Source organism: Chromobacterium alticapitis (assembly GCF_002924365.1).
Lineage (GTDB): Bacteria > Pseudomonadota > Gammaproteobacteria > Burkholderiales > Chromobacteriaceae > Chromobacterium > Chromobacterium alticapitis.
This window is the reverse complement of record NZ_PQWB01000011.1, coordinates 47,509-68,330: the sequence shown is the minus strand read 5'-3', so window position 1 is coordinate 68,330 and position 20,822 is coordinate 47,509. Positions and strand designations below refer to the sequence as shown.

Annotated in this window: 27 protein-coding genes and 1 pseudogene; 8 read left to right on the top strand and 20 right to left on the bottom strand. The window is 65.2% G+C overall.

Annotation, left to right across the window (positions count from 1 at the left end):
• The first annotated feature begins 96 nt into the window (after nt 1–96).
• Both C2I19_RS02630 and C2I19_RS02625 read left to right on the top strand, forming a co-directional pair.
• Nucleotides 97–621, top strand: coding sequence for a DUF2059 domain-containing protein (locus tag C2I19_RS02630; protein WP_103901164.1), 525 nt, complete (start codon nt 97–99; stop codon nt 619–621).
• Nucleotides 622–642: 21 nt separating this feature from the next.
• Nucleotides 643–1,200 (top strand): hypothetical protein, encoded by a 558-nt coding sequence (locus C2I19_RS02625; RefSeq protein WP_103901163.1) that lies wholly within the window; start codon nt 643–645, stop codon nt 1,198–1,200.
• Between the two features lie 197 nt (nt 1,201–1,397).
• Here the strand turns inward: C2I19_RS02625 and C2I19_RS02620 are convergent, their stop codons facing one another.
• The 6 genes from C2I19_RS02620 to C2I19_RS02595 form a co-directional block, all read right to left on the bottom strand.
• Nucleotides 1,398–2,132 (bottom strand): NAD-dependent protein deacylase, encoded by a 735-nt coding sequence (locus C2I19_RS02620; protein ID WP_103901162.1) that lies wholly within the window; start codon nt 2,130–2,132, stop codon nt 1,398–1,400.
• A 48-nt stretch (nt 2,133–2,180) separates the two neighbouring features.
• Nucleotides 2,181–2,513, bottom strand: a complete 333-nt coding sequence (locus C2I19_RS02615; RefSeq protein WP_103901161.1) for a nucleotide pyrophosphohydrolase — start codon at nt 2,511–2,513, stop codon at nt 2,181–2,183.
• Nucleotides 2,514–2,612: 99 nt separating this feature from the next.
• Nucleotides 2,613–3,221: a glutathione transferase GstA gene (gene gstA, locus C2I19_RS02610; protein ID WP_103901160.1), complete on the bottom strand. Its 609-nt coding sequence runs from the start codon at nt 3,219–3,221 to the stop codon at nt 2,613–2,615.
• Nucleotides 3,222–3,319: 98 nt separating this feature from the next.
• Nucleotides 3,320–3,889 carry a DUF4337 domain-containing protein gene (locus tag C2I19_RS02605; protein ID WP_103901159.1) on the bottom strand — a complete coding sequence of 190 codons (570 nt, stop codon included), beginning with the start codon at nt 3,887–3,889 and terminating at the stop codon, nt 3,320–3,322.
• Nucleotides 3,890–3,909: 20 nt separating this feature from the next.
• A complete protein-coding gene (locus C2I19_RS02600) occupies nt 3,910–4,167 on the bottom strand; it encodes a VF530 family protein (RefSeq protein WP_103901158.1) in 258 nt (85 codons plus the stop codon).
• A 59-nt stretch (nt 4,168–4,226) separates the two neighbouring features.
• Nucleotides 4,227–6,485 carry a DUF3141 domain-containing protein gene (locus tag C2I19_RS02595; protein WP_103901157.1) on the bottom strand — a complete coding sequence of 753 codons (2,259 nt, stop codon included), beginning with the start codon at nt 6,483–6,485 and terminating at the stop codon, nt 4,227–4,229.
• Between the two features lie 191 nt (nt 6,486–6,676).
• On the opposite strand from C2I19_RS02595, the gene C2I19_RS02590 reads away from it, so the two are divergent.
• The 4 genes from C2I19_RS02590 (at nt 6,677) to C2I19_RS02575 (ending at nt 8,429) form a co-directional block, all read left to right on the top strand.
• Entirely contained in the window at nt 6,677–7,132 is a 456-nt protein-coding gene (locus tag C2I19_RS02590; protein WP_103901156.1) for a Spy/CpxP family protein refolding chaperone, read from the top strand.
• An 18-nt stretch (nt 7,133–7,150) separates the two neighbouring features.
• A complete protein-coding gene (locus C2I19_RS02585; protein WP_103901155.1) occupies nt 7,151–7,591 on the top strand; it encodes a hypothetical protein in 441 nt (146 codons plus the stop codon).
• Between the two features lie 15 nt (nt 7,592–7,606).
• Complete coding sequence (locus C2I19_RS02580; protein ID WP_103901252.1) at nt 7,607–8,068, top strand: YMGG-like glycine zipper-containing protein; 462 nt, start codon at nt 7,607–7,609, stop codon at nt 8,066–8,068.
• Nucleotides 8,069–8,249: 181 nt separating this feature from the next.
• Nucleotides 8,250–8,429, top strand: a complete 180-nt coding sequence (locus C2I19_RS02575; RefSeq protein ID WP_103901154.1) for a hypothetical protein — start codon at nt 8,250–8,252, stop codon at nt 8,427–8,429.
• Nucleotides 8,430–8,454: 25 nt separating this feature from the next.
• Here the strand turns inward: C2I19_RS02575 and C2I19_RS02570 are convergent, their stop codons facing one another.
• The 9 genes and pseudogenes from C2I19_RS02570 to C2I19_RS02540 all read right to left on the bottom strand — a co-directional run bounded on the left by C2I19_RS02570 (nt 8,455) and on the right by C2I19_RS02540 (nt 13,457).
• Complete coding sequence (locus tag C2I19_RS02570; RefSeq protein ID WP_233201078.1) at nt 8,455–8,919, bottom strand: DMT family transporter; 465 nt, start codon at nt 8,917–8,919, stop codon at nt 8,455–8,457.
• Nucleotides 8,920–8,932: 13 nt separating this feature from the next.
• Complete coding sequence (locus C2I19_RS02565) at nt 8,933–9,295, bottom strand: nuclear transport factor 2 family protein (protein WP_103901152.1); 363 nt, start codon at nt 9,293–9,295, stop codon at nt 8,933–8,935.
• A gap of 41 nt (nt 9,296–9,336) precedes the next feature.
• Nucleotides 9,337–9,726 carry a YkgJ family cysteine cluster protein gene (locus C2I19_RS02560; protein WP_103901151.1) on the bottom strand — a complete coding sequence of 130 codons (390 nt, stop codon included), beginning with the start codon at nt 9,724–9,726 and terminating at the stop codon, nt 9,337–9,339.
• Between the two features lie 72 nt (nt 9,727–9,798).
• Nucleotides 9,799–10,308, bottom strand: coding sequence for a P-loop NTPase family protein (locus C2I19_RS02555; RefSeq protein ID WP_146056730.1), 510 nt, complete (start codon nt 10,306–10,308; stop codon nt 9,799–9,801).
• Between the two features lie 13 nt (nt 10,309–10,321).
• Entirely contained in the window at nt 10,322–10,816 is a 495-nt protein-coding gene (locus tag C2I19_RS22395) for a DinB family protein (RefSeq protein WP_233201077.1), read from the bottom strand.
• A 2-nt stretch (nt 10,817–10,818) separates the two neighbouring features.
• Nucleotides 10,819–11,115 carry a putative quinol monooxygenase gene (locus C2I19_RS22390; protein WP_233201076.1) on the bottom strand — a complete coding sequence of 99 codons (297 nt, stop codon included), beginning with the start codon at nt 11,113–11,115 and terminating at the stop codon, nt 10,819–10,821.
• 172 nt (nt 11,116–11,287) lie between these two features.
• Nucleotides 11,288–11,620: pseudogene (locus C2I19_RS22850) on the bottom strand (NUDIX domain-containing protein); the annotation flags it as partial.
• A 44-nt stretch (nt 11,621–11,664) separates the two neighbouring features.
• Entirely contained in the window at nt 11,665–12,231 is a 567-nt protein-coding gene (locus C2I19_RS02545; protein ID WP_103901148.1) for a GNAT family N-acetyltransferase, read from the bottom strand.
• Between the two features lie 44 nt (nt 12,232–12,275).
• Complete coding sequence (locus C2I19_RS02540) at nt 12,276–13,457, bottom strand: alkaline phosphatase family protein (protein ID WP_103901147.1); 1,182 nt, start codon at nt 13,455–13,457, stop codon at nt 12,276–12,278.
• Nucleotides 13,458–13,644: 187 nt separating this feature from the next.
• Between C2I19_RS02540 and C2I19_RS02535 the strand changes: the two genes are divergently transcribed.
• Complete coding sequence (locus C2I19_RS02535) at nt 13,645–13,962, top strand: YMGG-like glycine zipper-containing protein (protein WP_103901146.1); 318 nt, start codon at nt 13,645–13,647, stop codon at nt 13,960–13,962.
• Here C2I19_RS02535 and C2I19_RS02530 read toward each other — a convergent pair.
• From C2I19_RS02530 to C2I19_RS02510, 5 genes are all read right to left on the bottom strand, one after another.
• A complete protein-coding gene (locus tag C2I19_RS02530) occupies nt 13,959–14,402 on the bottom strand; it encodes a YiiD C-terminal domain-containing protein (RefSeq protein ID WP_103901145.1) in 444 nt (147 codons plus the stop codon). The two genes, C2I19_RS02535 and C2I19_RS02530, sit on opposite strands and share 4 nt — an antisense overlap.
• Before the next feature lie 98 nt (nt 14,403–14,500).
• On the bottom strand, nt 14,501–15,556 hold the full coding sequence (locus C2I19_RS02525) for a linear amide C-N hydrolase (RefSeq protein ID WP_103901144.1): 1,056 nt from the start codon (nt 15,554–15,556) through the stop codon (nt 14,501–14,503).
• 90 nt (nt 15,557–15,646) lie between these two features.
• The gene (locus C2I19_RS02520; RefSeq protein ID WP_158253618.1) at nt 15,647–16,081 is read right to left on the bottom strand and encodes a lysozyme inhibitor LprI family protein; all 435 of its coding nucleotides are present in this window, start codon (nt 16,079–16,081) and stop codon (nt 15,647–15,649) included.
• 108 nt (nt 16,082–16,189) lie between these two features.
• Nucleotides 16,190–16,663, bottom strand: coding sequence for a GNAT family N-acetyltransferase (locus C2I19_RS02515; protein WP_103901142.1), 474 nt, complete (start codon nt 16,661–16,663; stop codon nt 16,190–16,192).
• A 236-nt stretch (nt 16,664–16,899) separates the two neighbouring features.
• Nucleotides 16,900–18,876 carry a peptidase U32 family protein gene (locus C2I19_RS02510; RefSeq protein ID WP_103901141.1) on the bottom strand — a complete coding sequence of 659 codons (1,977 nt, stop codon included), beginning with the start codon at nt 18,874–18,876 and terminating at the stop codon, nt 16,900–16,902.
• 211 nt (nt 18,877–19,087) lie between these two features.
• Here C2I19_RS02510 and C2I19_RS02505 point away from each other — a divergent pair, with 211 nt between their 5' ends.
• Entirely contained in the window at nt 19,088–20,788 is a 1,701-nt protein-coding gene (locus tag C2I19_RS02505; RefSeq protein WP_103901140.1) for a methyl-accepting chemotaxis protein, read from the top strand.
• The last annotated feature ends 34 nt before the right edge of the window (nt 20,789–20,822 follow it).

The window sequence follows — 20,822 nt, the reverse complement described above, 5'->3', positions numbered from 1 at the left end:
GCGCCGGCTTGCCGGCGCTATTTTTTTGGCATATTACTAGCTAAGCGCCATGCCAAACATGCATGGCGCGTCATTTTCACATTCAGAAAGCATGGCATGAAATTGAAGACCCTCCTCGCCGGCGCCGTTCTCTTCTGCGCCGCCGCCGCGCCCTGCCACGCCGCGGACGCCGCCCGCCATCAAGCCGTACAACAAATGCTGGACGCCCTGCGCTTCGATCAAACCCTGGACCAGATGCAGGCGCAAATGAGACAGATGCTGGCGCAGCAATTCAAAAACGACCTAGACCGCGAAGGCTGCGGCCCGAAGCCGGACTGCAAGCAACAAGCGCAGGCCGCCTTCGACAAGATACAACAGGAAATGGCGGGCTACTTCTCCTCGCCGCGGCTGCGCCGGCTCATGCTCGACAACATCGCTAGCTTCTATGAAACCAACTTCACCGCCGATGAAATCCGCCAGATCGCCGCGTTCTACCAATCGCCGGTCGGCCAGAAGCAACTGGCTCTGGCGCCGCAGTCCACCAGCAGCATCATGCCCATCCTGATGCAAGACATGAAGGCCAATCTGCATCCGCGCATACAAACGCTGATGGAGCAACTCAAGCAGGAACAAGCCCACTAACGCCGCCGTCGGAGACCCGCCATGCGCCCTACCCGTCTGATCCTGGCTTCACTGTCCCTCATCCTCGCCGCCTGCGCCAGCAACCCGCCAGCCAAGATGGCCGCGTCCGGCTGCATAGGCAGCGTCATGCCGCCGCCCCCCGGCATGAGCGCCGCGCAAAACGCCGCGCTGCTGACCCAGGCGCTGGGCGCGTCCGGCAAGGGCGGACTGTGCGAAGGCGCGGTCTACCAGCAGGACGCCAATGCCGCCGCCGTCGTCGTCTACCGGGTTTGGGACAATGCCCGGCCCAATTCGCAGATGGGCCGCTGGTGGTCGTTCAGCCAGCCGCAGGGCCCGGTGGCGCAATACCGCGCCGACAACGCCATCTGCCCGTCGTGGAGCCAGCTCAACCACGTGGTGCGCTGCCAGTTGAAGCCGGGCGTTCAGGTGGCGGTGGGCACCGGCCAGAGCGCCGCTTGCGCGCCGGACCCGGACTACCCGCCGTCGCCGGTCAACCAGGTTTATGTGCCCAACAGCAGCCCGGATGATCTGAAAGTGGAAAACTGCCAGGACGACGGCGCCTTCCCGCCGTCGCAATAAGACCGCTTCCGCTCGCGCCGCAGGCGGCGAGCCAGCCGTCGATGCAACCTATCAGCGCGCGGCTCTTCGCCGGCTGCGGCGTCTTTTTCGGATACAGCAGGTAAACCGGCCGGCCCGGCGTGTCCCAGCCGGCCAGCCCCCTGCGCAGCCGGCCGCCGCACACCGCCGCCGCGGCAGAACAACCATGCAAGCGGGATTCAGCCAGCCAGCCGGCGGCAGGTTTCGCCGATGCCGGCGTGGACGCAGAGATCGAACAAAGCGTCGAAACGGGTGGGCGTGTAATTGATCAACGCGCACGGAATGCCGGCGCGGATGGCCTCCACCGGAATCAGGTTGACCGGGGACACTTCCAGCGAAGAACCCATCACCAACAGCAGGTCCGCGTTCAGCGCCGCCTCGAACGCGACGTCGATCAGCGGCACCGCCTCGCCGTACAACACCACGTCCGGCTTCAATACCGCGCCGCAACGGCGGCAGGGCGGCACCTCGTGTTGTTGCACATAGTCCAGCGCATGCGGCGTCTCGCAAGCGGGGCAGCTGGCGGAGAGCAGCGTGCCGTGCAGCTCGAGCACGCGCTGGTTGCCGGCGCGGCCATGCAGACCGTCTATGTTCTGGGTGAGGATGGTCACTTCCTTGCCTGCCGCCTCCAGCGCCGCCAGGTAGCGGTGGCCGTCGTTGGGCGAGTAGCCGCCCACCAGCTTGATGCGGAAGATGTCGCGAAACGCCTGCCAGAAGGCAATCGGCTCGCGGCGGAAGTAGTCCACGGAAACCGCGTCGGCCAGGCTCATGTCGCGCGACCACAGGCCGTCGGCGGAACGGAAATCCGGAATGCCGGACTCTGTGCTCATGCCGGCCCCGGTCAGCACCGCGATGCGCCCGGCGTCGTCTATCAGTTGTCGCAGATACTGCAGTTGCTGCTCTGTCGCGCTCATCTACCGCTTCCTTGCCGCCGGTGCCACCTCGGCACTATAGCGCAGCGCTCACGGCACCGGGTATTTGATCGCGTTCTTGACCATCTTGTCCCGAACCGCCTGATTCAAATCCACGCCGGTCACCATCGCCAACCGGGTCAGATACAGCAGCACGTCGGCGATTTCCTCTTGCAAATGGGTAAAGCGGGCCGGATCGTCGCGCAGCCGCATCGCCGCGTCGTCGTCCAGCCACTGGAAGATCTCAGCCAGCTCGCCCACCTCGCCGACCAGGGCCAACATCAGGTTGCGCGGCGAATGGTGGCGGTTCCAATCCCGCTCGTCGGCGAAGCGCTGCAGCGCGGCGGTCAGGCCGCTGGTATCAAGCAAAGTCTTGTCATCCATACTGTCTCTTCCGGTTTCACGTGGAACATCAAAGCGCTGCGCGCCGGCAACAAAAATGCCCGGCAAAACCGGGCATCATGCGCCGCGCAAATCAGCGCTTCAGATCAGGTCTTCCGCCTTCAGCGCCTGCTGCACCGCCGGCAACTCCGCCACGCGCTTCTGGAAGGCCAGCAGCGCGGGATAGTCCGCCAACGAGCGTTGTACGTATTGCGTCCAGCACAGGCAGGTGAACAAATAGGCGTCGGCCACGCTGAACGGCTCGCCCAATAGATAAGGCGAGGCTTCCAAACGCTGCTGCAATAGCGCCAAGCGCGGCTGCAAACGCGCCCAGGCATCGTCCTTGACCTCCTCGGTCTTGCCGAAGAACATAGGCGAAAAGTTCTTGTGGACCTCGGTGGCGATGAAGTTCAGCCACTCTTGCAGGCGATAGCGCTCCAGCGTGCCATTGGCCGGCGCCAGCTGCTTTTCCGGTGCTTGGTCGGCGATGTATTGCAGGATGGCCGCGCCCTCGGTCAGCAACTCACCATTGTCCAGCCGCAAGGCCGGCACATAGCCCTTGGGATTGATGGCGGCGTAGTCTACACCGTCGGCGGTGGTATGCGGGTTGGCGCGCAGATTCACCTTTTCGAGGGTGAACGGCAGGCCGCTGGCGCTCAGCGCGATATGGGAAGCCAGCGAACAAGCGCCGGACGAGTAATACAGTTTCATCTCATGACTCCTCGCAAAGGATGGGATTCACCGCAAACCCGCCCAGCCTGGGCCAAAATCATGCGCATTGCAACCCCGGCCATGCCAGGGGCTTGCCATCAGCCCAGCAGCGCCACCAGCCATTCGATGCGCAGGTTCCAGCCGGCGAAACCGGCCAGCCAGAACAGGACGCCGACGCCGCCGAAGGCCCAGGCGGCGAACAGGGGCAGCAGATTGGCCGACAGCGCCGCCACAGCCGCGCACGCCACCGCGATGGACAGCGCCGCGTCGCTGATGTCGAACAGGTCGTGCCGCGCGTTCAGCGACTCCATGCCCCGCTCCTTGGATTCCGCCTTGCGCTGCAAGGCCTGGCTCTCCTGCTGATAACGCAGCAGCTCATGCTTGAGCTGGTTCTGCTGCGGCAGCAAGGCGTCCGCGCGGCCGGGGTTGGCCAGGGCCAACATCTCAGCCTGGCGCAAGCCGGCCTCGGTCAGATGCAGCTTGATCTTTTTGGACTGGTATTCGGCCCAGGCGTCGGCCGCGTCCGCTTTCTGCAATTGCCGCGTCTGCACGATATTGTCGTCTTTCAGCTTGCCCAGGCCCATCAGCACCGACAACAGCACCACCGTCATCGCCACCAGGCTGTTCAGGCGCTTCTTTTCCGCCTCCACGCTGATTTCCACTTCCATATTCCCTCCTTGATGGCCGTTCAATGCTTTTTGGCGAACAGCCGCGGCCTGGCGTCCGCCGGCCGCGACTGCATCTCGACGAACAACTCCTCCACCTTGGCGCGCGCCCACGGCGTGCGGCGCAGGAACGCCAGGCTGGACTTGATGCTGGGATCATGGCGGAAGCAGCGGATGTCGATCCGGTCCGCCAGGCCTTCCCAGCCATAATGCGCCTGCAATTGATTCAGCATCATTTCCAGCGTGACGCCGTGAGTCGGATTATTCGTCTGCGTCTTCATGCGCGCGTCCTGTCGAAAACAAAGCCGCGAGTGTAAGCCCGCGGCGCGGTCCGGCCAAGTCACTTGGCGGCGGTGGACTTGCGGCTGCGGCTGGCCCGCGGCTTCTTCGCCGGCTCGGGCTGCAGCAGCGTGGATGCCGCCAGCGCGCCCTCCGGCCGCGAGCCGGACACGCCCATGGCCAGCGCCATGCGGCCCAGCCGTTGCTGCTTGTCCACGCTGATGGGGCCGGCCGCCGACAGCAGCAGCATCACCAGCTCCAGCGCCATCTCGCGCTGCTGGTCGGTGGGCAGCAGGTCCTTGACCGTGGCCAGCGCCCGCTTCTCGTCGTTGCGCACCAGCCAGGTCTGGCGCCGCACCACCTGCTTGAACGCCTCCAGCGTCAGCTCTTCGCCCAGGCCGGTATCCTGCATCACGCGCCGTATCGCGTTGAACGGCCGCACGTCCACCACGCCGTTGCCGATCGCGACATAGATCAGCAGCCGCAAGAAGCCGTCCACCGCGCCGCCCTCGGAGTAATGCTGCTCCAGCTCGAACTTCTTCAGCCGCAGCATTTCGTCGCGCTCCCAGCCCGCGTGATAGCCGCGCACCAAGGTGCGCTTGGGATGCAGGCCCACCAGGGCCGCGGTCAGCGGCGCGTCGTAAACCGCGCGGAAGGTCATTTCCTTCAACGCGTCGCGCTGGCTGCGATAGCCGTCCAGCACGCTGGCGGTCCAGTCGGACACCGTCTGCTGCCACTGCCAGAACAGATTGCCCTCGCCGACGGGCCGCCGCGCTTCGCGGGCCTTGGCCGCCCACTCCGGCAGGCCGCTCAGCCAGGGATTGCGGCTGGAGAACCAGCGCCGCTCCACGCGCGAGGGATGGGATTCGCGCAGCAAATGCGCCGTCCACGGCGTGGTGCAGGCCTTCAGCCACGGCGAAACGAAGCTGTCGTACAGCTGCTGGTTCATCTCCGCCACCCGCTTCACCACCTGGAAGGCGCGTTCGCCGTCGCGGCCATCGCCCAGCGCCAGGATGTCGTCAAGCTCGCGCGGCTCAAAACGGATGACGTAGCGGCCTTGCAGATATTGCAGGCCCGGCGTTTCCGGATAGGTATCCAGGATCACCGCCTCGTACAGTCCGGGCGGCAGCACGTCTATCAAGTCCAGCGCGCTGGCCAGCTCGCTGTGCTCCTTGTTGGCGACGCCGGCGGAGACAAAGATGCCGAGGTGGCCGATCTGCTCATGCAGGCAATAGACTATGGTCTGCTCGTTGCTGCGGATGTCCTCCACGTTGTTGTAGAGGTCGGCGATCCAGTACAGCGCCTGCTGCGGCGGCGTGATGTTGTCGCCCCAGGACGCGAACACGATGATGGGCGAACGGATTTGCCTGAGGTCTATGCGCACCGCGCCATCGTCCAGATACACCTCGCTGCGGCTCAGCCGGTTGCCGACGAACAGGTTCTGGCTGATCCACTCCATCTCCTCTTTGTTCAGCAAGTAATGGCCGCCCCACCAGCGCTCGAACTCCAGAAAGCGCCCGCGCTCCTGGTCTACATTGGCGTACAGGTGGTAGCCCTTTTTCCAATACGTGTTGGCTGGGTCCAGCTGCTCGAAGTTGGAAACCAGGTGCGCGCCGTCGAACTGGCCATGGCCGAGATCGCCGGTCAGCGAGGCCAGCCAGGTGCCGCCCAGCAGGCCGCCCTGGTAGCGCATCGGGTTCTTGCCGGCCACGCCGGCCCAGTAGGACAGGGGCGAGCCGGCGAGCAGAATGGGGCCGACATCCTCCGGCGCCGACGCCGCCACCATGGCCAGGGCCCAGCCGCCCTGGCAGTTGCCGATGACAAAGGGCTTGCCGGCATTGCCCGCATGCAGTTCGCGCACCTTGCGCAGGAAGGCCCTCTCCGCCCGCCACACGCACTCTATGGTTTGCTCCGGCTCCGGCACCGGAAAGAACATCACGAAGTAACAGGGATGGCCCTGGCGCAAGGCAATGCCGATCTCGCTGTCCATCTTGAAGCCGCCGATGCCGGGACCGTGGCCGGCCCGCGGGTCTATCACCACGAAGGGCCGCAGCTCCGGGTCCGTGGGCGGCGAGTTGGCCGGCGGACGGATCGCCGCCAGCGCGTAATTGACTGGCTGCGGCAATTCGCGGCCATCCATGATGATGTCGTAATCAAACACCAGCACCGGCGGATTGCCGGATGCGGCGTGCTCCAGATAGGTATCGCCGCGCTCGCGCAGCACATCGCAGAACAACAGCCCGCGCTGGGCGGCGTCCGCCCAGTAGTCCATCCACTGCTGCCCCCACGACCACCACCCCGCCTTGTCGGATTCAGCCATGCCGCTCTCCCTCTCGCTCAGCAGCTTTCACTGTAGCCTACCGCACCGCAGCACACTGGCCGGGCCCCCAAAGTATCAAGGAGTTATTGCGGCTTAATAGTCCTGAACATCCGGCATTTTGCGGATAAAACTCTCCTGACAATTGCATCCAATACTGCAGTCACCATCACTTCACCGAGGAAGAGAACGCCATGAACCAGTTGCTCAAACCCCTGCTCGTCGCCGGCCTGTTATTCGTCGGCGCCGCCGCCCACGCCGAAAACGCCGCGCCCGGCATGCCGGAACATGGCATGCGGATGATGGACCCGGCCAAGCGCGAAGCGATGATGGCCAAGCATATGCAAATGCTGCACGACAAGCTGAAGATCCAGCCGCAGCAGGAGGCCGCCTGGAAAACCTTCACCGACTCGATGAAGCCGGAGCGCATGGCCAAGCCGCCGATGGACGACAAGGCCACCGCGCCGCAGCGGATGGAAGACATGATGCAGCGCCGCCAGGCGGAGATGCAGAAGCATCTGGACGCGCTGAAAGCCTTCTACGCCCAGCTGACGCCGGAGCAGCAAAAGATCATGGACCATATGCACGGCCCGCGCGGCAAGTGGGAACATCACAAAAAGCCGGACGGCGCCGCTCCCGCCCAAAAGTAACGTTGACCGAGGTTCATCATGCAAGGCTATCTCCGCTTGAGCGGCGCCCTGCTGGCAGCCGCGCTGGCCATGGCCGCCGCCGCGCCGGCAGAGGCCTACCACCACTACCACGGCGGGCCGCCGCGCGTCAGCGTGGACATCTGGCGCGGCGGCTACTGGCACCACGGCTACTACCACGGCCGGACAGGCTGGTGGTGGGTGGCCGGCGGCGCTTGGTACTTCTACGCCGCCCCGATCTACCCCTCTCCCAGCCTGTACGCGCCGCCGGCCGTAGCCATGGTCCCGGCCGTTCCCGTGGTCCCGGTCGCGCCGACTATGCCCGCCGCGCCGCCCGTTGCCGTCGCGCCGCAAGAGCCGGCTCAAGTCTGGTACTACTGCAAGGCCGCCAAACAGTACTACCCCTACGTCAGCGAATGTCCGGGCGGCTGGAAAACCGTGCCGGCGCAGCCGCCGAAGTAAATGGGGAGCATCATCATGAAAACACCTTGCCTTCTATTGCTGGCGCTGCCGCCGCTGCTGGCCGCCTGCGCCACTCTGCCCGACGGCCCCACGGTGGCGGTGATGCCGGCGCCGGGCAAACCGTTTGAAGTGTTCGCGCAAGAAGAGCAGCAATGCCGCGCCTACGCCGCCGCCAGCCTGGGCACCGACAACAAGCAGGCCGCCGCGTCCAATATGGCCGGCAATATGGCGCTGGGCACGGTGGTCGGCGCCGCGGCCGGCGCGCTGATAGGCGGCAATCACCAAGGCGCCGGCGTCGGCGCGGGGGTGGGCATGCTGGCGGGCACCGCTGCTGGAAGCGGCAATGGCGCCTATGCCGGCTACGACGCGCAGACGCGTTACAACATTTCCTACCAGCAGTGCATGTACGCCAAGGGCAACCAGCTGCCCGGCCAAAGACCGGCGCGCGCCTACCCGCCTCCGCCGCCGCGCTGGTGAGCCATGCCATATCGATCAAGTAAAATACGCATATTGATCATGCATTTGGATTGCCGAAACAAAAGGCAATCAATCCGCGCCGCGGCGAGCCGCCGACGGGCCTAATACTGGAAACAGGCTCGCCGGCGAGACTGGACCGGATGGGCCGCCGCCATCCATTCAATCCTTAGAGGAGTGCGCCATGAAACGATGCGCCCCACTGCTGGCCGGCCTGTTGCTGGCCGCCGGCCTGGCCCAGGCCCAGGACGCCAACACCCGCCCCTTCGACAGCACCGTAGTGCTGCCCAGCGTGCCGCTCTCGCTGCACGAACTGAATCAGCCGACCAAACCCAGCGACGTCCCCGCCCAACCCGCGCGTTGAATGCTGGCTCCGCCTCCCGGCGGGGCTAGCGGCCGAACCAGCGGTCGCCGAAATTCACCAGCAGCACGCCCGCCGCCACCAGCAGCGCGCCCAGCAGCCGCGCCGCGCTCAAGTCGCGCAGCGGCATCGCCAGCCAGCCGAAACGGTCGAACAGCAGCGAGGTGAACACCTGGCCGGCGATGATCAGCGACACCATGGTGGCCACGCCTAGCCGCGGCGCCAACAGCGTGGTGCCGAACACGAAGCCGGCGCCGAGCACGCCGCCCAGCAGCATCCACCACTCCACCCGGCTCAACGCCGCCAGGCTCTGCCAACGCTGGCCAGTGGCCACGCTGAGCAGCGCCAGCGTCAAACAGCCCACGCTGAACGACACCAGGGCCGCCAGCAGCGTGCTGCCGCCTATCAGCTGGCGCAATTGATTGTTCACCGCCGCCTGCAGCGGCACCACCACGCCTATCAAAAACGCCAGCAAGGGATAGATAGCCTGCATCGTCGCGCCTTTCTCAATATCGTTCCGTCGCCACCGCACGCGGCGGCGCCTCATACGGTTCCGGCCACCAATCGTCTATGCGCCGGATCAGACCGTCCTGAATAGTAAAGAAACAAATGCCGTTCAGGGTCTGTTGTTCCACGTGGAACGCGATCTCGCTGACCGCCTCGTCGCCATCCGTCAGCAAGCGGACGACTTCCAGCGTCCAGTCGCCCGGATAGCCGGCATTGAAAGCCACGTAGTCAGCGATGCCGCGAATGCGCTCGCGCGTCTGCGGCACCCGGTATTCCACCTCGGGATGCAGGGTGGCGGCGAAACCGTCCCAGTCCCGCGCATTGGCGCAGTCCCAGTAACGGCGTATCAGTTGTTTGGACATGTCGGCTCCGACAAACACGGCAGCCGGCCATGATAAATGAATCACTTCGAGCGCGGGCGGCTATCCCGGGTGTAGGCGCAGAAGCCGGGCTTGGGGCCGATTTTGGGATGGTTGCGGCAGGTATTGGGACGGCGCTCGTAAAGGGTGCAACGGCGGGTCTGCGCGTCCAGGTACAGGCAATCGCCGTTGGCGCGCTGCGCTAGCGTGAACAGGCTGTTCTTGAAATTGAAGTGCTGGATCACGCGCTGCTTTTCCAGCCGCTTGGCGATGTTCTTGATCGGCTCTTCCAGCTCGAACTCGTCCACCACGCCAATGCGCACCAGATCCGGCAGCTTCACTTCCACCGGCATGGTGCAACAGGACGCCATGCAGTCGCCACACAGGCCGTTCTTATATTTGATCCAGGTTTCCAGGCGGTTGATGTCGGCCACGGCTCATCCTTAACACATTGAATACGCAACGCTTTCCCATCGCGGGAAAGCGCGCATTCTACGGATGATGGCTCAGGCAGGCAAGATGGCGCCCAGCCAGCGCGCGGTTTGCGCCGGGCCGCTCAAGACTTGCCAGGCGGCATGCGGATGCGCGGCGCGCAGGGCGGCCATCTCGGCCCGGCGCTTGTCATGGCTGCGCCAGGCCCACAGCAGCAGGGAATCTTTGGAAAACAGCGTGCCGCGCAAGGTTTCGCGGTTGCCGTTGGCCAGCGCCTCTCTCCGCCACGCCCGCCGCAGGCTGCGCCGCGCGATGCGCCAAGCCATCAGGCCGCGCGGATAGTCGAGCCAGATCACCAGATCGGCGCGAGGCAGCAGCAGGCGCAGCGCGGCGCCGTAGCAACCCTCCGCCAGCCAGCGCTCGTCCTGCGCCAAGGCCGCCACCCTGGCCTCGAAGCCGTCCTGCCGTCTCCAGCCCGGCCCCCAGAACCAGGCGTCCAGCTCCACCGCCGGCAGTTGCAAGCGCGTGGACAGCTGCCTCGCCAAGGTGCTTTTGCCGGCGCCGCTGCCGCCGACGATCAGCACGCGTCCAGGCGCCTTATAAGCCGGCATAGCCGCGCAGTATGGCGGCCACGCGCCAGCGGTGATCGCGGTCGTGTTCGGCCAATTGTTCCACCAGGCCCAGCAGATTGACTTCGGTGCCGTCGCCGCGCACGCCGGCGCGGCCCAGTTGCGCCGGCTCCACCCGCTTCAGCTGCGCCAGCAGCTCGGCGCGCTGCGCGGCAAAAGCGGCGATTCCGGCCTCCCCGTCGCGCAGATGGTAGGCGCGCTCCGCCGGCCAGCCGGAAACCGACATCGGCGGCAGCAAGGGACGCTCCTCGCTCAGCACGCGGCGGATGCGCATGCCGTAGAGGTCGGTCTCGCAGTCATGCACATGCCAGACATGCTCCAGCAGCGGCGAGCCGTCCTCGGCCGGCAACCGCCCCCACGCCTCCGCCGGCAAGCCGGCCAGCGTCTTGCGCAGGAAGACCGGCAGCTCTTCCAGCTGGATCAACAACTGCGAATAAGCCTGCAGCAGCAGGGGATGATCCAAGGTCACGCCTCCCTCCCCAGCATGTCGCTCGGATGCGCGGCGCGCTCGACGCGCGGCAGCACTTCCGGCAAATAGATAGTCTGGATCGCTTCCAACTGGCCGTGCGCCTCCCAGTGCTCTCGGCTCTGCCAATGCTCCACCAGCACGAACTGCTCCGCATTGCTCTGGGAATGGTAAGCCTCCCACAGCAGACAGCCGGGCTCGGCCAGGCATAGCGGCCGCATCCGCGCCAAGGCGGCGGCCACGGCCGGCGCGTCCCGCGCATCCTTCGCGCGCAAAGTCACGATCAAAGCAAACATAGCTAATCCAATATGAGAACAAAAGAATGGGGACGCGGCTCAGTAGAAATCCATCTGCCGCAAGCCGACGTAACGCGGCGCGGCGCGGCGCGGCGACGCCGCGCTCGCGGTCTCGCCAGTAATCGTCCAGCAGCATGGGCGGAAACACCGTTTTGCCGGAGAAATCTTCGCGCGCCAGCCAGGCCGCCTCGACGATGTGCTCGCGCGCGGCCTCCTCGGCGCTGCAATCGATCACGCCGCCCAACAGCTCGCCGGCGAACCAGAACTTGCATTCGCGGGTTTCCGGGCTCGCGAATTCCTCGATATACAGCAGCGGGCCTATCCGCACGCGCAGGCCGCACTCCTCCCAGGCCTCGCGCGCCGCGGCGTCGGCCAGCGCCTCGTCTTCAATCGCGCCGCCGCCCGGCGCCACCCAGAAGTCATAAGCGCCCGGCTTGCGGTGCCGCACCATCAAGATCTTGCCTGCTCGTTCCACGATCACGCCGGCGGCGATGCGCTGCCTCATGTCATTCTCCAGACAAACGGCGCAGAAAGATATCATTGGCATAATCAGGAGGCAAGCGCCCACCCTCTGCCGTCCCGCCACTCTGTCGCCTTCAATGAATACAGACCGTGCCGGCGCAGCGGATGGCCCTCCGGCACCGAAGGATGATCGAAATCGCGGCCCGCGTCGCGCATGCCGATGCGCCGCATCACCCGCTGCGACGGCAGATTCAGCAAGGACGTGAACGACACCACCTCGTCCCGCGCCAGCTCGTCAAAGGCCAAGGCCAGCGCGCGCTTCGCCGCTTCGCTGGCATAGCCGCGGCCCCAGGCCTGCGGCCGCAAGCGCCAACCCACTTCCACGCAGGGCATGAAGGGCAGAGCCACGCGCGGCACCGCCAGCCCAACCAGGCCGATGAAGCCGCCGGAGGCGATCTCCTCCACGGCCCACAATCCCCAACCGTGCTCGTCTATCCAGCCGCGCATCCTCTCCCAAGCCTCCCGGCTCTGTTCCGGCGTCAGCAGGTCTGGAAAGTAGCGCATCACCTGCGGGTCCCGGTTCATTTCGGTCAGCGGCGCCAGGTCGCTGTCCCGCCATTGCCGCAGCAACAGCCGTTCCGTCTCAATCGCCATGCCCGTTTCCCACGCCCATCTCCTAGCAAAATAGACGCGCCGCCTCAGGGCCGGTAGACGCTCAAAGGAATTTCCATTTCATCCGGATGCACGCCGGCATGCATGCCGGCCTCCTGGAACTTGCGCTCGCCGGCCAGGGTATCGCGCAGGTTCCAGCCCGGCTTGGCGATCAGCGTCACATCGCCGCAGCGCCGCGCCAGATCCGGATGCGCCGGCCCCGGCCCGAACACGCCGGCTTCGAGCAGGGCCGCGCTCGGCTCCGCCCAGCAGGCGTGGCCCAGCCGCTCCCGAGCCAGCTCAAGAAACCGCGCCGCGCAGCCCGGCTTGACATGGCAATACGTCATCCGCGTCTCGCCGGACAAGGGCCGCGCCAGCAGGCCATACAATTCCGGATAGGCATCCACGTCCACCCATTGCGCGGCCGGCGCGGCGGTGAAGCCGTGATCGGCGATCGCGATCACCGCCGCGTCGTTCTGCTTGGCCGCCTGCAGCAGCCTGCCCACGTCATTGTCCAGTTCCGCCAGCAGGCGCTCCGCCGCCTCGTCCTCCGGCCCCAGCTCATGCATCAACGCGTCCAGTTGCCGCAGATAGAGATAATGGAAGGCCGGCGCCGGCGAGTTGAGCCGCGCCGTCAGCTGGACGAAGGCGTCTTCGGAGTCGCGGTACGGCAGCCGCAGGCTGCTGCCGGCGTGATGGCGGCTGCAGGGCGAATCGCAGATGTCTTCGGGCAGCATCAGGAAAGCCGGCCGTGAAAAATGCTCGAACAGCGGCGGCGCGGCGAACAGCGAATCGGCCAGCCGCCGCGGCGTGCTGGCGCTGCCCGCCGGATGGCGCACATAGAGCGGCAGCGGCGCGATGATTTCCTCGCCGTGCAGCTGGTGCCAGCCTATCAGTCCATGGGCGGCCGGCGGCCGCCCGGTCAGCACCGTGGTCACCGCCGCCGTGGTGGTGGGCGGGAACACGCTGCTCAGCGTGGCCCGCTGCAGCAGCCGCAATCGGCTTTCCGGCCCCAGCCGCCGCAGCTGCGCCGCGCCCAGCCCGTCTATCAGCAACAGGCAGACATGGCGATGGCGGCCAATGCCGGCCAGCGCGCCAGACGCCAACGGCGGATAACCCAGATCCGGCCCGCCCAGCTCCCAGCTCAGCGTCTGCATCAAATTCAGCAGGCCGCCGCCTTGATAATCCGGCCAGGCTGCGCCGGGACAGCGGGAATTCAGATTGGGCATGGCGCATACCGCATCAGGAAAGTTCGATCATTATGCAAATCAGCTTGAAAAGGGTCAATTCACGCATGGAACCACTCGCGGCATGTCTACTCGAAGTTCAACCATAAGCCCTTCGCCGCCTCGCGGGAAGCGCAAACCAACAGGCCGCCCGGCGCGGCCATCCACAGTCATCGCAGGAAATCGAAGCATGTCGAGATTCATCATCGCCCTCACTCTGGTCCTGGCCGCAGCCCCCGCCGCCCAGGCTTCCACTTCCACCATCGTCGGCGGCGCCTTGGGAGGCGCGGCCGGCGCGGCGATGGGCGAGGCGGTGGGCGGCCGCAACGGCGCCATACTAGGCGGAGCAGTCGGCGGCGCCACCGGCGCGGCCATAGGCCACGATTACAATCGTCAAACGGTATCCCGTCCCGAATCGCGCGATACCCGTAAACCGCGCCGCCACCGCCATCATCACGACAAGGGCCGCTCCTGCCCGCCGGGCCAGGCCAAGAAAGGACGCTGCTAGCCCGTCAGCGCGACGAATTCCCCCATCAACCGCCCCGCCGCAACACCCTCGCAGCGCAATTGCGCCGTCACCGCGATGCGCGCCCTGCCCTTGCGCGCCAGCATGTTCACGAAGCGCGGCCAATCGTCCGGATCAGCCAACGCGGAGCGGGCGGTGAACGCGCCGGCGATGGGCTTTTCGTACTCCATGCTGTTGCGCTGTATCACCAGCGTGGCGCTCAGTCCCTGATCCCGCAAACGTGTATGCAGCAAGGACCACGCCGCCAGAATGGCCAGCGCCGAGGCGCTGCCGCCAAACACCGTGGCGCGGTGGTTGATATTGGGCGCCAGCGGCGCGCCCAGCGTGACGCCGTCTGGATCCAGCGTCAGAACCGACGCCTCCATGGCGCGGGACAGCGGGATATGTTCGTGCAGATAGGTCTGCAATTCTTGCGCGCGCATCAATTCCCCCATTTGAAAACACACGGGCGGCGCTCTGCGAGAGCGCGGGGTCCGGCCTGCCAGATCGGTAAATCACATTACCATGCCCGGTTGAGGATTCAGAACAGCGCCTTGGCCATGGGCTGGAAGCGGTCGTTGACTTCACCGGTCAGGTCTTCCTGATCCGGATTCAGGATGCGCGCCGCCTGTTCGGCCTGGAAATCTATCTTGGCCAGATCCACCCGCAGCAGATTGGGACTGCTGGCCAGTTCGAAGAAATACTGCTTGCTGGAGAGGTCCGCCACCGTGCGGTATTCGGTGTCATAGGTGGAGCCCGGCGTCTTGTAAGGCGCGTTGAACGGCACCGAGACATTGCGCGCGATGGACAGGATGGACGCCACCGCCTGGCGCTGGCTTTGCGGCTCGCGCAGCGTATCGAGGAAATAATTGGCGCGGATGAAGCGGTCCACCGGATTGACGTTGCCCGGCAGCGGCGTCTCGCGCGTGGCCTGGGCGAAGTCTCGCTTCTTCAGCTCCGCCAGCTGCCGCTCGTACGGCGGATCATTGGTCAGCACGCGGAATTCCCGGCCATGATAGACATGCGGCTTGCCGTCTATGTACTGGATCAACGCCGAATCGCCGCTGGCGTCTTCTATCGCCAGATGCAGCGAAGACTTGAAGCCGGCGTACTCCACCATCACCGGCTGGATGGCTTTCATCGCCTGCAGCGCCTCACTCACCGTGGCCGCCTGGTCCAGCAGGTACTGGCCCCACAGCCCTGCCTGCACGCCCTGCTTGCCCGGCTCGCGCGCGCCGTAGTCGGTGGCGGTGAGGAACAACAGGTGCATGGCCAGGCCCTTTTCGTTCATGCCATCCACCGCGCCCACGCCATAGGCCGAGGTCACCACGCTGCCATATTTGGATGTCCAACGCGCCGGATTCTCCTTCACCACGGCAGCCGGCCCCAGCTTGCCGCCGTCTCTCTCCATGCCGCGCGGCAGGATCATCAGCCGGGGCTGGGTGGACTCGGACCAATCCATGGAGCGGCTGGCCACCACGGCCTGTTGGTTGGTATTCCACAAGGCGCGGGTACAAGCATTCGCAATGGGCGACCACAACGTCAGCAAGGCGGTCGATATCATCAGCAGGCCATGCAGAGCGGCTATTATTTTCATTCTTTCCCTATTTGATAAGATTATCAAAATCTTATGGACATGGCTGCGTTAGCTTAGGTTCCGTGGCAAGCTGGCGACAGCCTGTGGCGCTCAGAGCTGAGGCTCCGGCAGGAGGGGCGGCGTGGAGTCCGGATACGTGAGAAACGCCTCCCAGATATGATGCGTGCGCTCACGGGCCAGTCGGATGGAGCATAAAGGCGCCTCGATGTAAGGAATGGAGCCGTCGCGCCAGTAATCGTAAGCATCGCCGCAATGGGCGCTCACGCATTGCCGCCAAGCCGCCTGCTCGCCTTGCAGATCGGGCTTTTTGTCATTTTCCCGGTCAATCCGCCGCTGCGCCGCCTCCAGATAGCGCGTCAGCTCAAGCTCCAAGTTATCCACCACCTTGCCCAAACAATCAGAGATATCTTGCGTGGTGCGATATTGCTGGCCGCACTGGTATTCCGGCTGCTCAGGGCCGGCCAACACGCTCGATGCCGCCATCAGCCATCCGCCCGCCATGCCTATCCATCCAAGCTTGCCCATGCCTGGCCACCTCATGCCATGTAATTTCCATTAACAGATAACGGCAAAGAATTTAATAGAACATTACGAATATTAATGACAAAAGAATTTAAAAGAATGCGAAATGAATTACCTCATTTTCCCATATGAAATCAAATGCATGCCCGGCTGGATGGCCCTGGCCGGTCCCATTCGCGCATAACCAAGCTTTTCATAAAGATGGCAATTCCCGCGCTCTTCCAGAATGGTGTCCAGCCGCCAGCCATGGCTGGGACGATGCAAACGCTCCGCTTGCCGCATGGCGGCCTGCGCGATGCCTTGGCCTTGAAAAGCCGGCAGGATGAAAATGGGACTGATGCGGCAGCATCCGCTCTCGGCCTGTTCGACCACCCGCATGGCGCCTACGGTCCGGCCCTCCCGCTCGATCAGATAAAAGACAGCGTCTGGCTGCCGCAGCTTTTCCGTCAGCCGCGCCTGACTCTCGCAGGCCGGGCTGATGTCATGGTCTTGGTATTTCAGCAGCAGCGGCAGGAATGCCTCCACCTGCATGCGATGCAAGGTTTGCGCATCCGCCAGCCCCGCGGGCTTCAAGATCACGTCCATCTTCGCTCCGGATGCCGGCACTGGCGCCGCTGCGAGTCCACACGCTTCCTCCGCCTATCGTCTCTGTCCATCTCGCCTCCCTCTGTACGCGGGGCGCCGCTCGATAGCGCGCTATTTTCAGCATGCCATTACGCAACGCAAATTGAAATGTCATCGCCGGAACAGCCTCTGGGCGTAAAAAAGGCAAACCGCCATGGTTTGCCTGTGTCTTGCCGCCAGCCGGGAGGCCGGGCCGATTATTGCGGCCGCTGCTTGAAGAAGGTGATCGGCGCGGAAGCGGGGATTTCGCTCGGCGGCGGGGATTTCAGGATGTGCTTCTTCATCTTGCCCATCACGTGCATCTCGCAGGGCCGGCATTCGAACTTCAAGGTATAGGTTTCGTCGCCGGACTTCAGGATCATCGGATCGGCGCGCACCTGGCCCATCACGCCCTTCACGCCCTTGGCCTGCTTGGGGCACAGATTGTAGGAGAAGCGCAGGCAGTGCTTGGTGATCATCAGGCTGACCTCGCCCTCTTCCTGGTGCGCCTCGTAGGCCGGCTCTATCACTTCCACGCCATGCTGCTTGTAGAAGTCCCAGGCCAGCGCGTTGTAGACGTTGGCGAGATAGCTGAGCTCTTTCTGCGGGAAGAGAACCGGCGGCTCGACGGCGGCTTTGCGCTCGGGGCGGGCCCAGGCGGCGGCGCGGGCCGCTTCCAGTTTTTCCACCGCCTCGCGACGCAGGCCGTTGATGACCGAAGCCGGCACGAACCACGGCTGGGACAGGCTCAGCGACACGTCGTGCGCCTGGAACATGGTGTTGCCGAGCTTGGCGGCGGCGTCGCGCAGGCTTTGTTCCGCGCGGGCGGCGTCTTTGGCCGGCTCCAGCGCCAAATCCACGCTGGCGCTGGCGCTGCAGCCATCGGCGTCGGCATACGTCAGTTCCAGGCCGGAGGCGGTTTCGGACAGCGTGCCCCATACGCCGACGCGGCGCTCGGCCGATTTTTTCAGCAGCGCCAGCTCCCAGGCGTGGTCGCGGTTGCGGCTGATGTCGACGCCTGGTTTCAAGCCGGCCAGCGCGGCCGGATCGTTAGGCTCGCAGCGCCATACCAGCAGCCCGCCATCGGCCTTGCCCACCTGCTTGACGGTGTTGAGCTGCATGCCCACCACTTCGCGCTTTTTCATGAAGTTGATGCCGTCGCCGTTGGACATCTGTTCGCTGGTGGCGATCTCCAACCAGCCGTCGCCCACCTTGTGCACCACGCCCAGGCCGACGCCGACGAACTTGGGCGAATCGAAGGCGCCGATGTCCTGCTTGCGGCCGGTGGCGAAGTAGTCGGTCGCGCCGCGGTGGAAGGTCTTGTCCGGGTCCGGCGTGAAGAAGACTTCGCTCGTGCCGCTGGCGGCCGGCGCCAGTTCCGGGCGGCGCTCGAAGATTTCGTCCAGCAGCAGGCGGTAGTGGGCGGTGATGTTCTTGACGTAGGACACGTCCTTGTAGCGGCCCTCTATCTTCAAAGACCGCACGCCGGCGTCCAGCAGCGCTTCCAGATTGGCGCTCTGGTTGTTGTCCTTCATGGACAGCAAATGCTTGTCGAAGGCCACCACGCCGCCCGTTTCATCGGTCAGCGTGTACGGCAGCCTACAGGCCTGGGAGCAGTCGCCTCGGTTGGCGCTGCGGCCGTTGTCGGCGTGGCTGATGTAGCACTGGCCGGAGAAGGCCACGCACAGCGCGCCGTGGATGAAGTATTCGATGGTCGCGCTGTCCGCCACGCGGTCGGCTATCTTCTTGATCTGCGGAATGGTCAGCTCGCGCGCCAGCACGATCTGGCTGAAGCCGGAGTCGGACAGGAAGCGCGCCTTGTCCTCGTCGCGGATGTCGCACTGGGTGGACGCGTGCAGCTGGATGGGCGGCAGGTCCATCTGCAGGATGCCCATATCCTGGATGATCAGCGCGTCCACGCCGGCGTCGTACAGCTGCCAGATCAGCTTGCGCGCGGCGTCCAGCTCCGCGTCGTGCAGGATGGTGTTCAGCGTGGCGAAGATGCGCGCGTGGTAGCGATGGGCGAATTCAACCAGGCCGGCGATGTCTTGCACGCTATTGCAGGCGTTGTGGCGCGCGCCGAACGACGGCCCGCCTATGTACACCGCGTCCGCGCCGTGCAGGATGGCTTCGCGGCCGATTTCGGCGGTTTTGGCGGGGGACAGCAGTTCGACTTGGTGCGGCAACAGGCTCATGACGGTTCCGGGCTGGCAATAGGGTTATTCGCGCCTAGTGGCGGGCGCAGAAGTATAGCGGAATCATGGGCTTATAGATAGCAGGCTGCCTACGGCGATTACTTAAGTGTGACTACCAAGAACTATTCATACGCATTGCTTCGGCATATGACGGCTGCTAACCCAAGAATATCGGAGGCCGCGGCCTCCATTCCTTTCCTGCGAGCCCGCCATGTTCCGCCATCTCACCATCTTCCAGCGCCTGGCCGTCATGGTGCTGGCCCTGCTGACCGTTCCCATCCTCGTCGGCCTGTACGGCCTGCGCACCCAGAACGAGATACTGAACGCCTTCGCCACCACCTACAACGACCGCGTGCTGTGCCTGAAACAGCTGAAAATCGTCGGCGAGGGCTACGCCGACGGCATCGTCGACAACGCGCACAAGCTGCGCAACCACGCCCTGGCGCCCGCCGCCTTCCTGGCTAACCTGGACCGGGCGCAGACCGATATCCGGCGGCAGTGGCGAGACTATCGCTCCACCTATCTGACGTCCGAGGAAAGGCAACTGGCGGACCAGGCGGACCAGGCCATGGACACCGCCAACCGCAGCGCCGACGCTTTGCGGCAGATCGTGCAGCGCGGCGACGAAGCGGCGTTGCAGAGCTATGTCGATACCCAGATGTATCCGGCCATCGATCCCGTGGCCAATCGCGTCAACGCGCTGGTGGATTTGCAGCTGCGCGTGGCGGCGGAGCAGTTCGCCGACGCGCAGAAAAACGCCGCGTCCGCCCGGCTGGTCAACATCGGCCTGATCGGCTCCGGCGTGCTGCTGGGCCTCTTGCTGGCGCAAGCCATCGTGCGCAGCCTGCTGGCGGAGCTGGGCGGCGAGCCGCGCGACGTCGTCGCGCTGGCCGGCCGCATCGCCCAAGGCGACTTGAGCCAGAAGCTGGCGGTGAAGCGCGGCGACCAGGGCAGCATCGTCGCTTCCATGGCCAGGATGCAGAGCGCGCTGATCCAGCTGCTGCGCAATATGCAGGACGTCACGCTGAGGCTGTCCAACAGCGCCGCGGAGCTGGCCGCCGCCTCGGAACAGGTGGCCAGCAGCGCGGAGGAGCAGACCCGCGCGGCCTCCTCCATGTCCGCCTCGGTGGAGCAATTGTCGGTCAGCATCAGCTCGGTCAGCGACAACACCGCCGACGTGGCCAAGGATTCGGTGTCCAGCGGCGAGCTGGCCGGCCGCGGCGAAGCCATCATCGACGAAACGCTGCAGACAATGAGCCGCGTCGCCGGACAGGCCCGCGCCTCGCAAGAACAGGCGGACCTGCTGGGCAGCCGCTCGCAGGAAATCGCCAGCGTGATCCAGGTGATACGCGATGTGGCGGAGCAGACCAATCTCTTGGCGCTGAACGCCGCCATCGAGGCCGCCCGCGCCGGCGAGCAGGGCCGCGGTTTCGCCGTGGTGGCGGACGAGGTGCGCAAGCTGTCCGAACGCACCTCGCAATCCACCGCCGAGATCGGCGACAGCATCCGCGACATGCTGGATTGCAGCCAGCACGTGGTGGACAACATCCACGGCACCGTGGACCAGATGGAGGCCGGGCTGGTCCGGGCGGAGCGCGCCCGCGAGGCGATAGGCGGCATCGCCGGCAATGCGGCGCGCGTCAAGCAATCGCTGTCCGGCATCGCCGCCTCGCTGAACGAGCAGCAGCAGGCCGGCGCCGACATCGCGGCCAATGTGGAGCAGGTGGCGCAAATGTCCGAGGAGACCAGCACCGCCGCCGCGCAAACGGCCGAGGCCGCCAGCCAGGTGGAGCAGATGGCCGCCGCCTTGCAAAGCGCCATCAGCCATTTCCAACTGCCGGCCGGCGCAGCAGCAGCGTCCAACGCCGCGGCCCCGCTCGCCGTTCCCGTTCCCGCGGCCTGGCAGGCCTAAGCTCCTAGCCCGCTGGCGCCCCCTGCGCCAGCGT

Bases quoted from the DNA above. Each gene is read 5' to 3' on its own strand.
- C2I19_RS02505 (WP_103901140.1), top strand. From the start codon at position 19,088: ATGTTCCGCCATCTCACCATCTTCCAGCGCCTGGCCGTCATGGTGCTG.
- C2I19_RS02615 (WP_103901161.1), bottom strand. From the start codon at position 2,513: ATGGATGACAAGACTTTGCTTGATACCAGCGGCCTGACCGCCGCGCTG.
- C2I19_RS02515 (WP_103901142.1), bottom strand. From the start codon at position 16,663: ATGGACGTGATCTTGAAGCCCGCGGGGCTGGCGGATGCGCAAACCTTG.
- C2I19_RS02520 (WP_158253618.1), bottom strand. From the start codon at position 16,081: ATGGGCAAGCTTGGATGGATAGGCATGGCGGGCGGATGGCTGATGGCG.
- C2I19_RS02595 (WP_103901157.1), bottom strand. From the start codon at position 6,485: ATGGCTGAATCCGACAAGGCGGGGTGGTGGTCGTGGGGGCAGCAGTGG.
- C2I19_RS02540 (WP_103901147.1), bottom strand. From the start codon at position 13,457: ATGCCCAATCTGAATTCCCGCTGTCCCGGCGCAGCCTGGCCGGATTAT.
- C2I19_RS02580 (WP_103901252.1), top strand. From the start codon at position 7,607: ATGAAAACACCTTGCCTTCTATTGCTGGCGCTGCCGCCGCTGCTGGCC.
- C2I19_RS02525 (WP_103901144.1), bottom strand. From the start codon at position 15,556: ATGAAAATAATAGCCGCTCTGCATGGCCTGCTGATGATATCGACCGCC.
- C2I19_RS02530 (WP_103901145.1), bottom strand. From the start codon at position 14,402: ATGCGCGCGCAAGAATTGCAGACCTATCTGCACGAACATATCCCGCTG.
- C2I19_RS02630 (WP_103901164.1), top strand. From the start codon at position 97: ATGAAATTGAAGACCCTCCTCGCCGGCGCCGTTCTCTTCTGCGCCGCC.
- C2I19_RS02565 (WP_103901152.1), bottom strand. From the start codon at position 9,295: ATGTCCAAACAACTGATACGCCGTTACTGGGACTGCGCCAATGCGCGG.
- C2I19_RS02600 (WP_103901158.1), bottom strand. From the start codon at position 4,167: ATGAAGACGCAGACGAATAATCCGACTCACGGCGTCACGCTGGAAATG.
- gstA (WP_103901160.1), bottom strand. From the start codon at position 3,221: ATGAAACTGTATTACTCGTCCGGCGCTTGTTCGCTGGCTTCCCATATC.
- C2I19_RS22390 (WP_233201076.1), bottom strand. From the start codon at position 11,115: ATGTTTGCTTTGATCGTGACTTTGCGCGCGAAGGATGCGCGGGACGCG.
- C2I19_RS02585 (WP_103901155.1), top strand. From the start codon at position 7,151: ATGCAAGGCTATCTCCGCTTGAGCGGCGCCCTGCTGGCAGCCGCGCTG.
- C2I19_RS02510 (WP_103901141.1), bottom strand. From the start codon at position 18,876: ATGAGCCTGTTGCCGCACCAAGTCGAACTGCTGTCCCCCGCCAAAACC.
- C2I19_RS02570 (WP_233201078.1), bottom strand. From the start codon at position 8,919: ATGCAGGCTATCTATCCCTTGCTGGCGTTTTTGATAGGCGTGGTGGTG.
- C2I19_RS02535 (WP_103901146.1), top strand. From the start codon at position 13,645: ATGTCGAGATTCATCATCGCCCTCACTCTGGTCCTGGCCGCAGCCCCC.
- C2I19_RS02575 (WP_103901154.1), top strand. From the start codon at position 8,250: ATGAAACGATGCGCCCCACTGCTGGCCGGCCTGTTGCTGGCCGCCGGC.
- C2I19_RS02625 (WP_103901163.1), top strand. From the start codon at position 643: ATGCGCCCTACCCGTCTGATCCTGGCTTCACTGTCCCTCATCCTCGCC.
- C2I19_RS02545 (WP_103901148.1), bottom strand. From the start codon at position 12,231: ATGGCGATTGAGACGGAACGGCTGTTGCTGCGGCAATGGCGGGACAGC.
- C2I19_RS02620 (WP_103901162.1), bottom strand. From the start codon at position 2,132: ATGAGCGCGACAGAGCAGCAACTGCAGTATCTGCGACAACTGATAGAC.
- C2I19_RS02590 (WP_103901156.1), top strand. From the start codon at position 6,677: ATGAACCAGTTGCTCAAACCCCTGCTCGTCGCCGGCCTGTTATTCGTC.
- C2I19_RS02605 (WP_103901159.1), bottom strand. From the start codon at position 3,889: ATGGAAGTGGAAATCAGCGTGGAGGCGGAAAAGAAGCGCCTGAACAGC.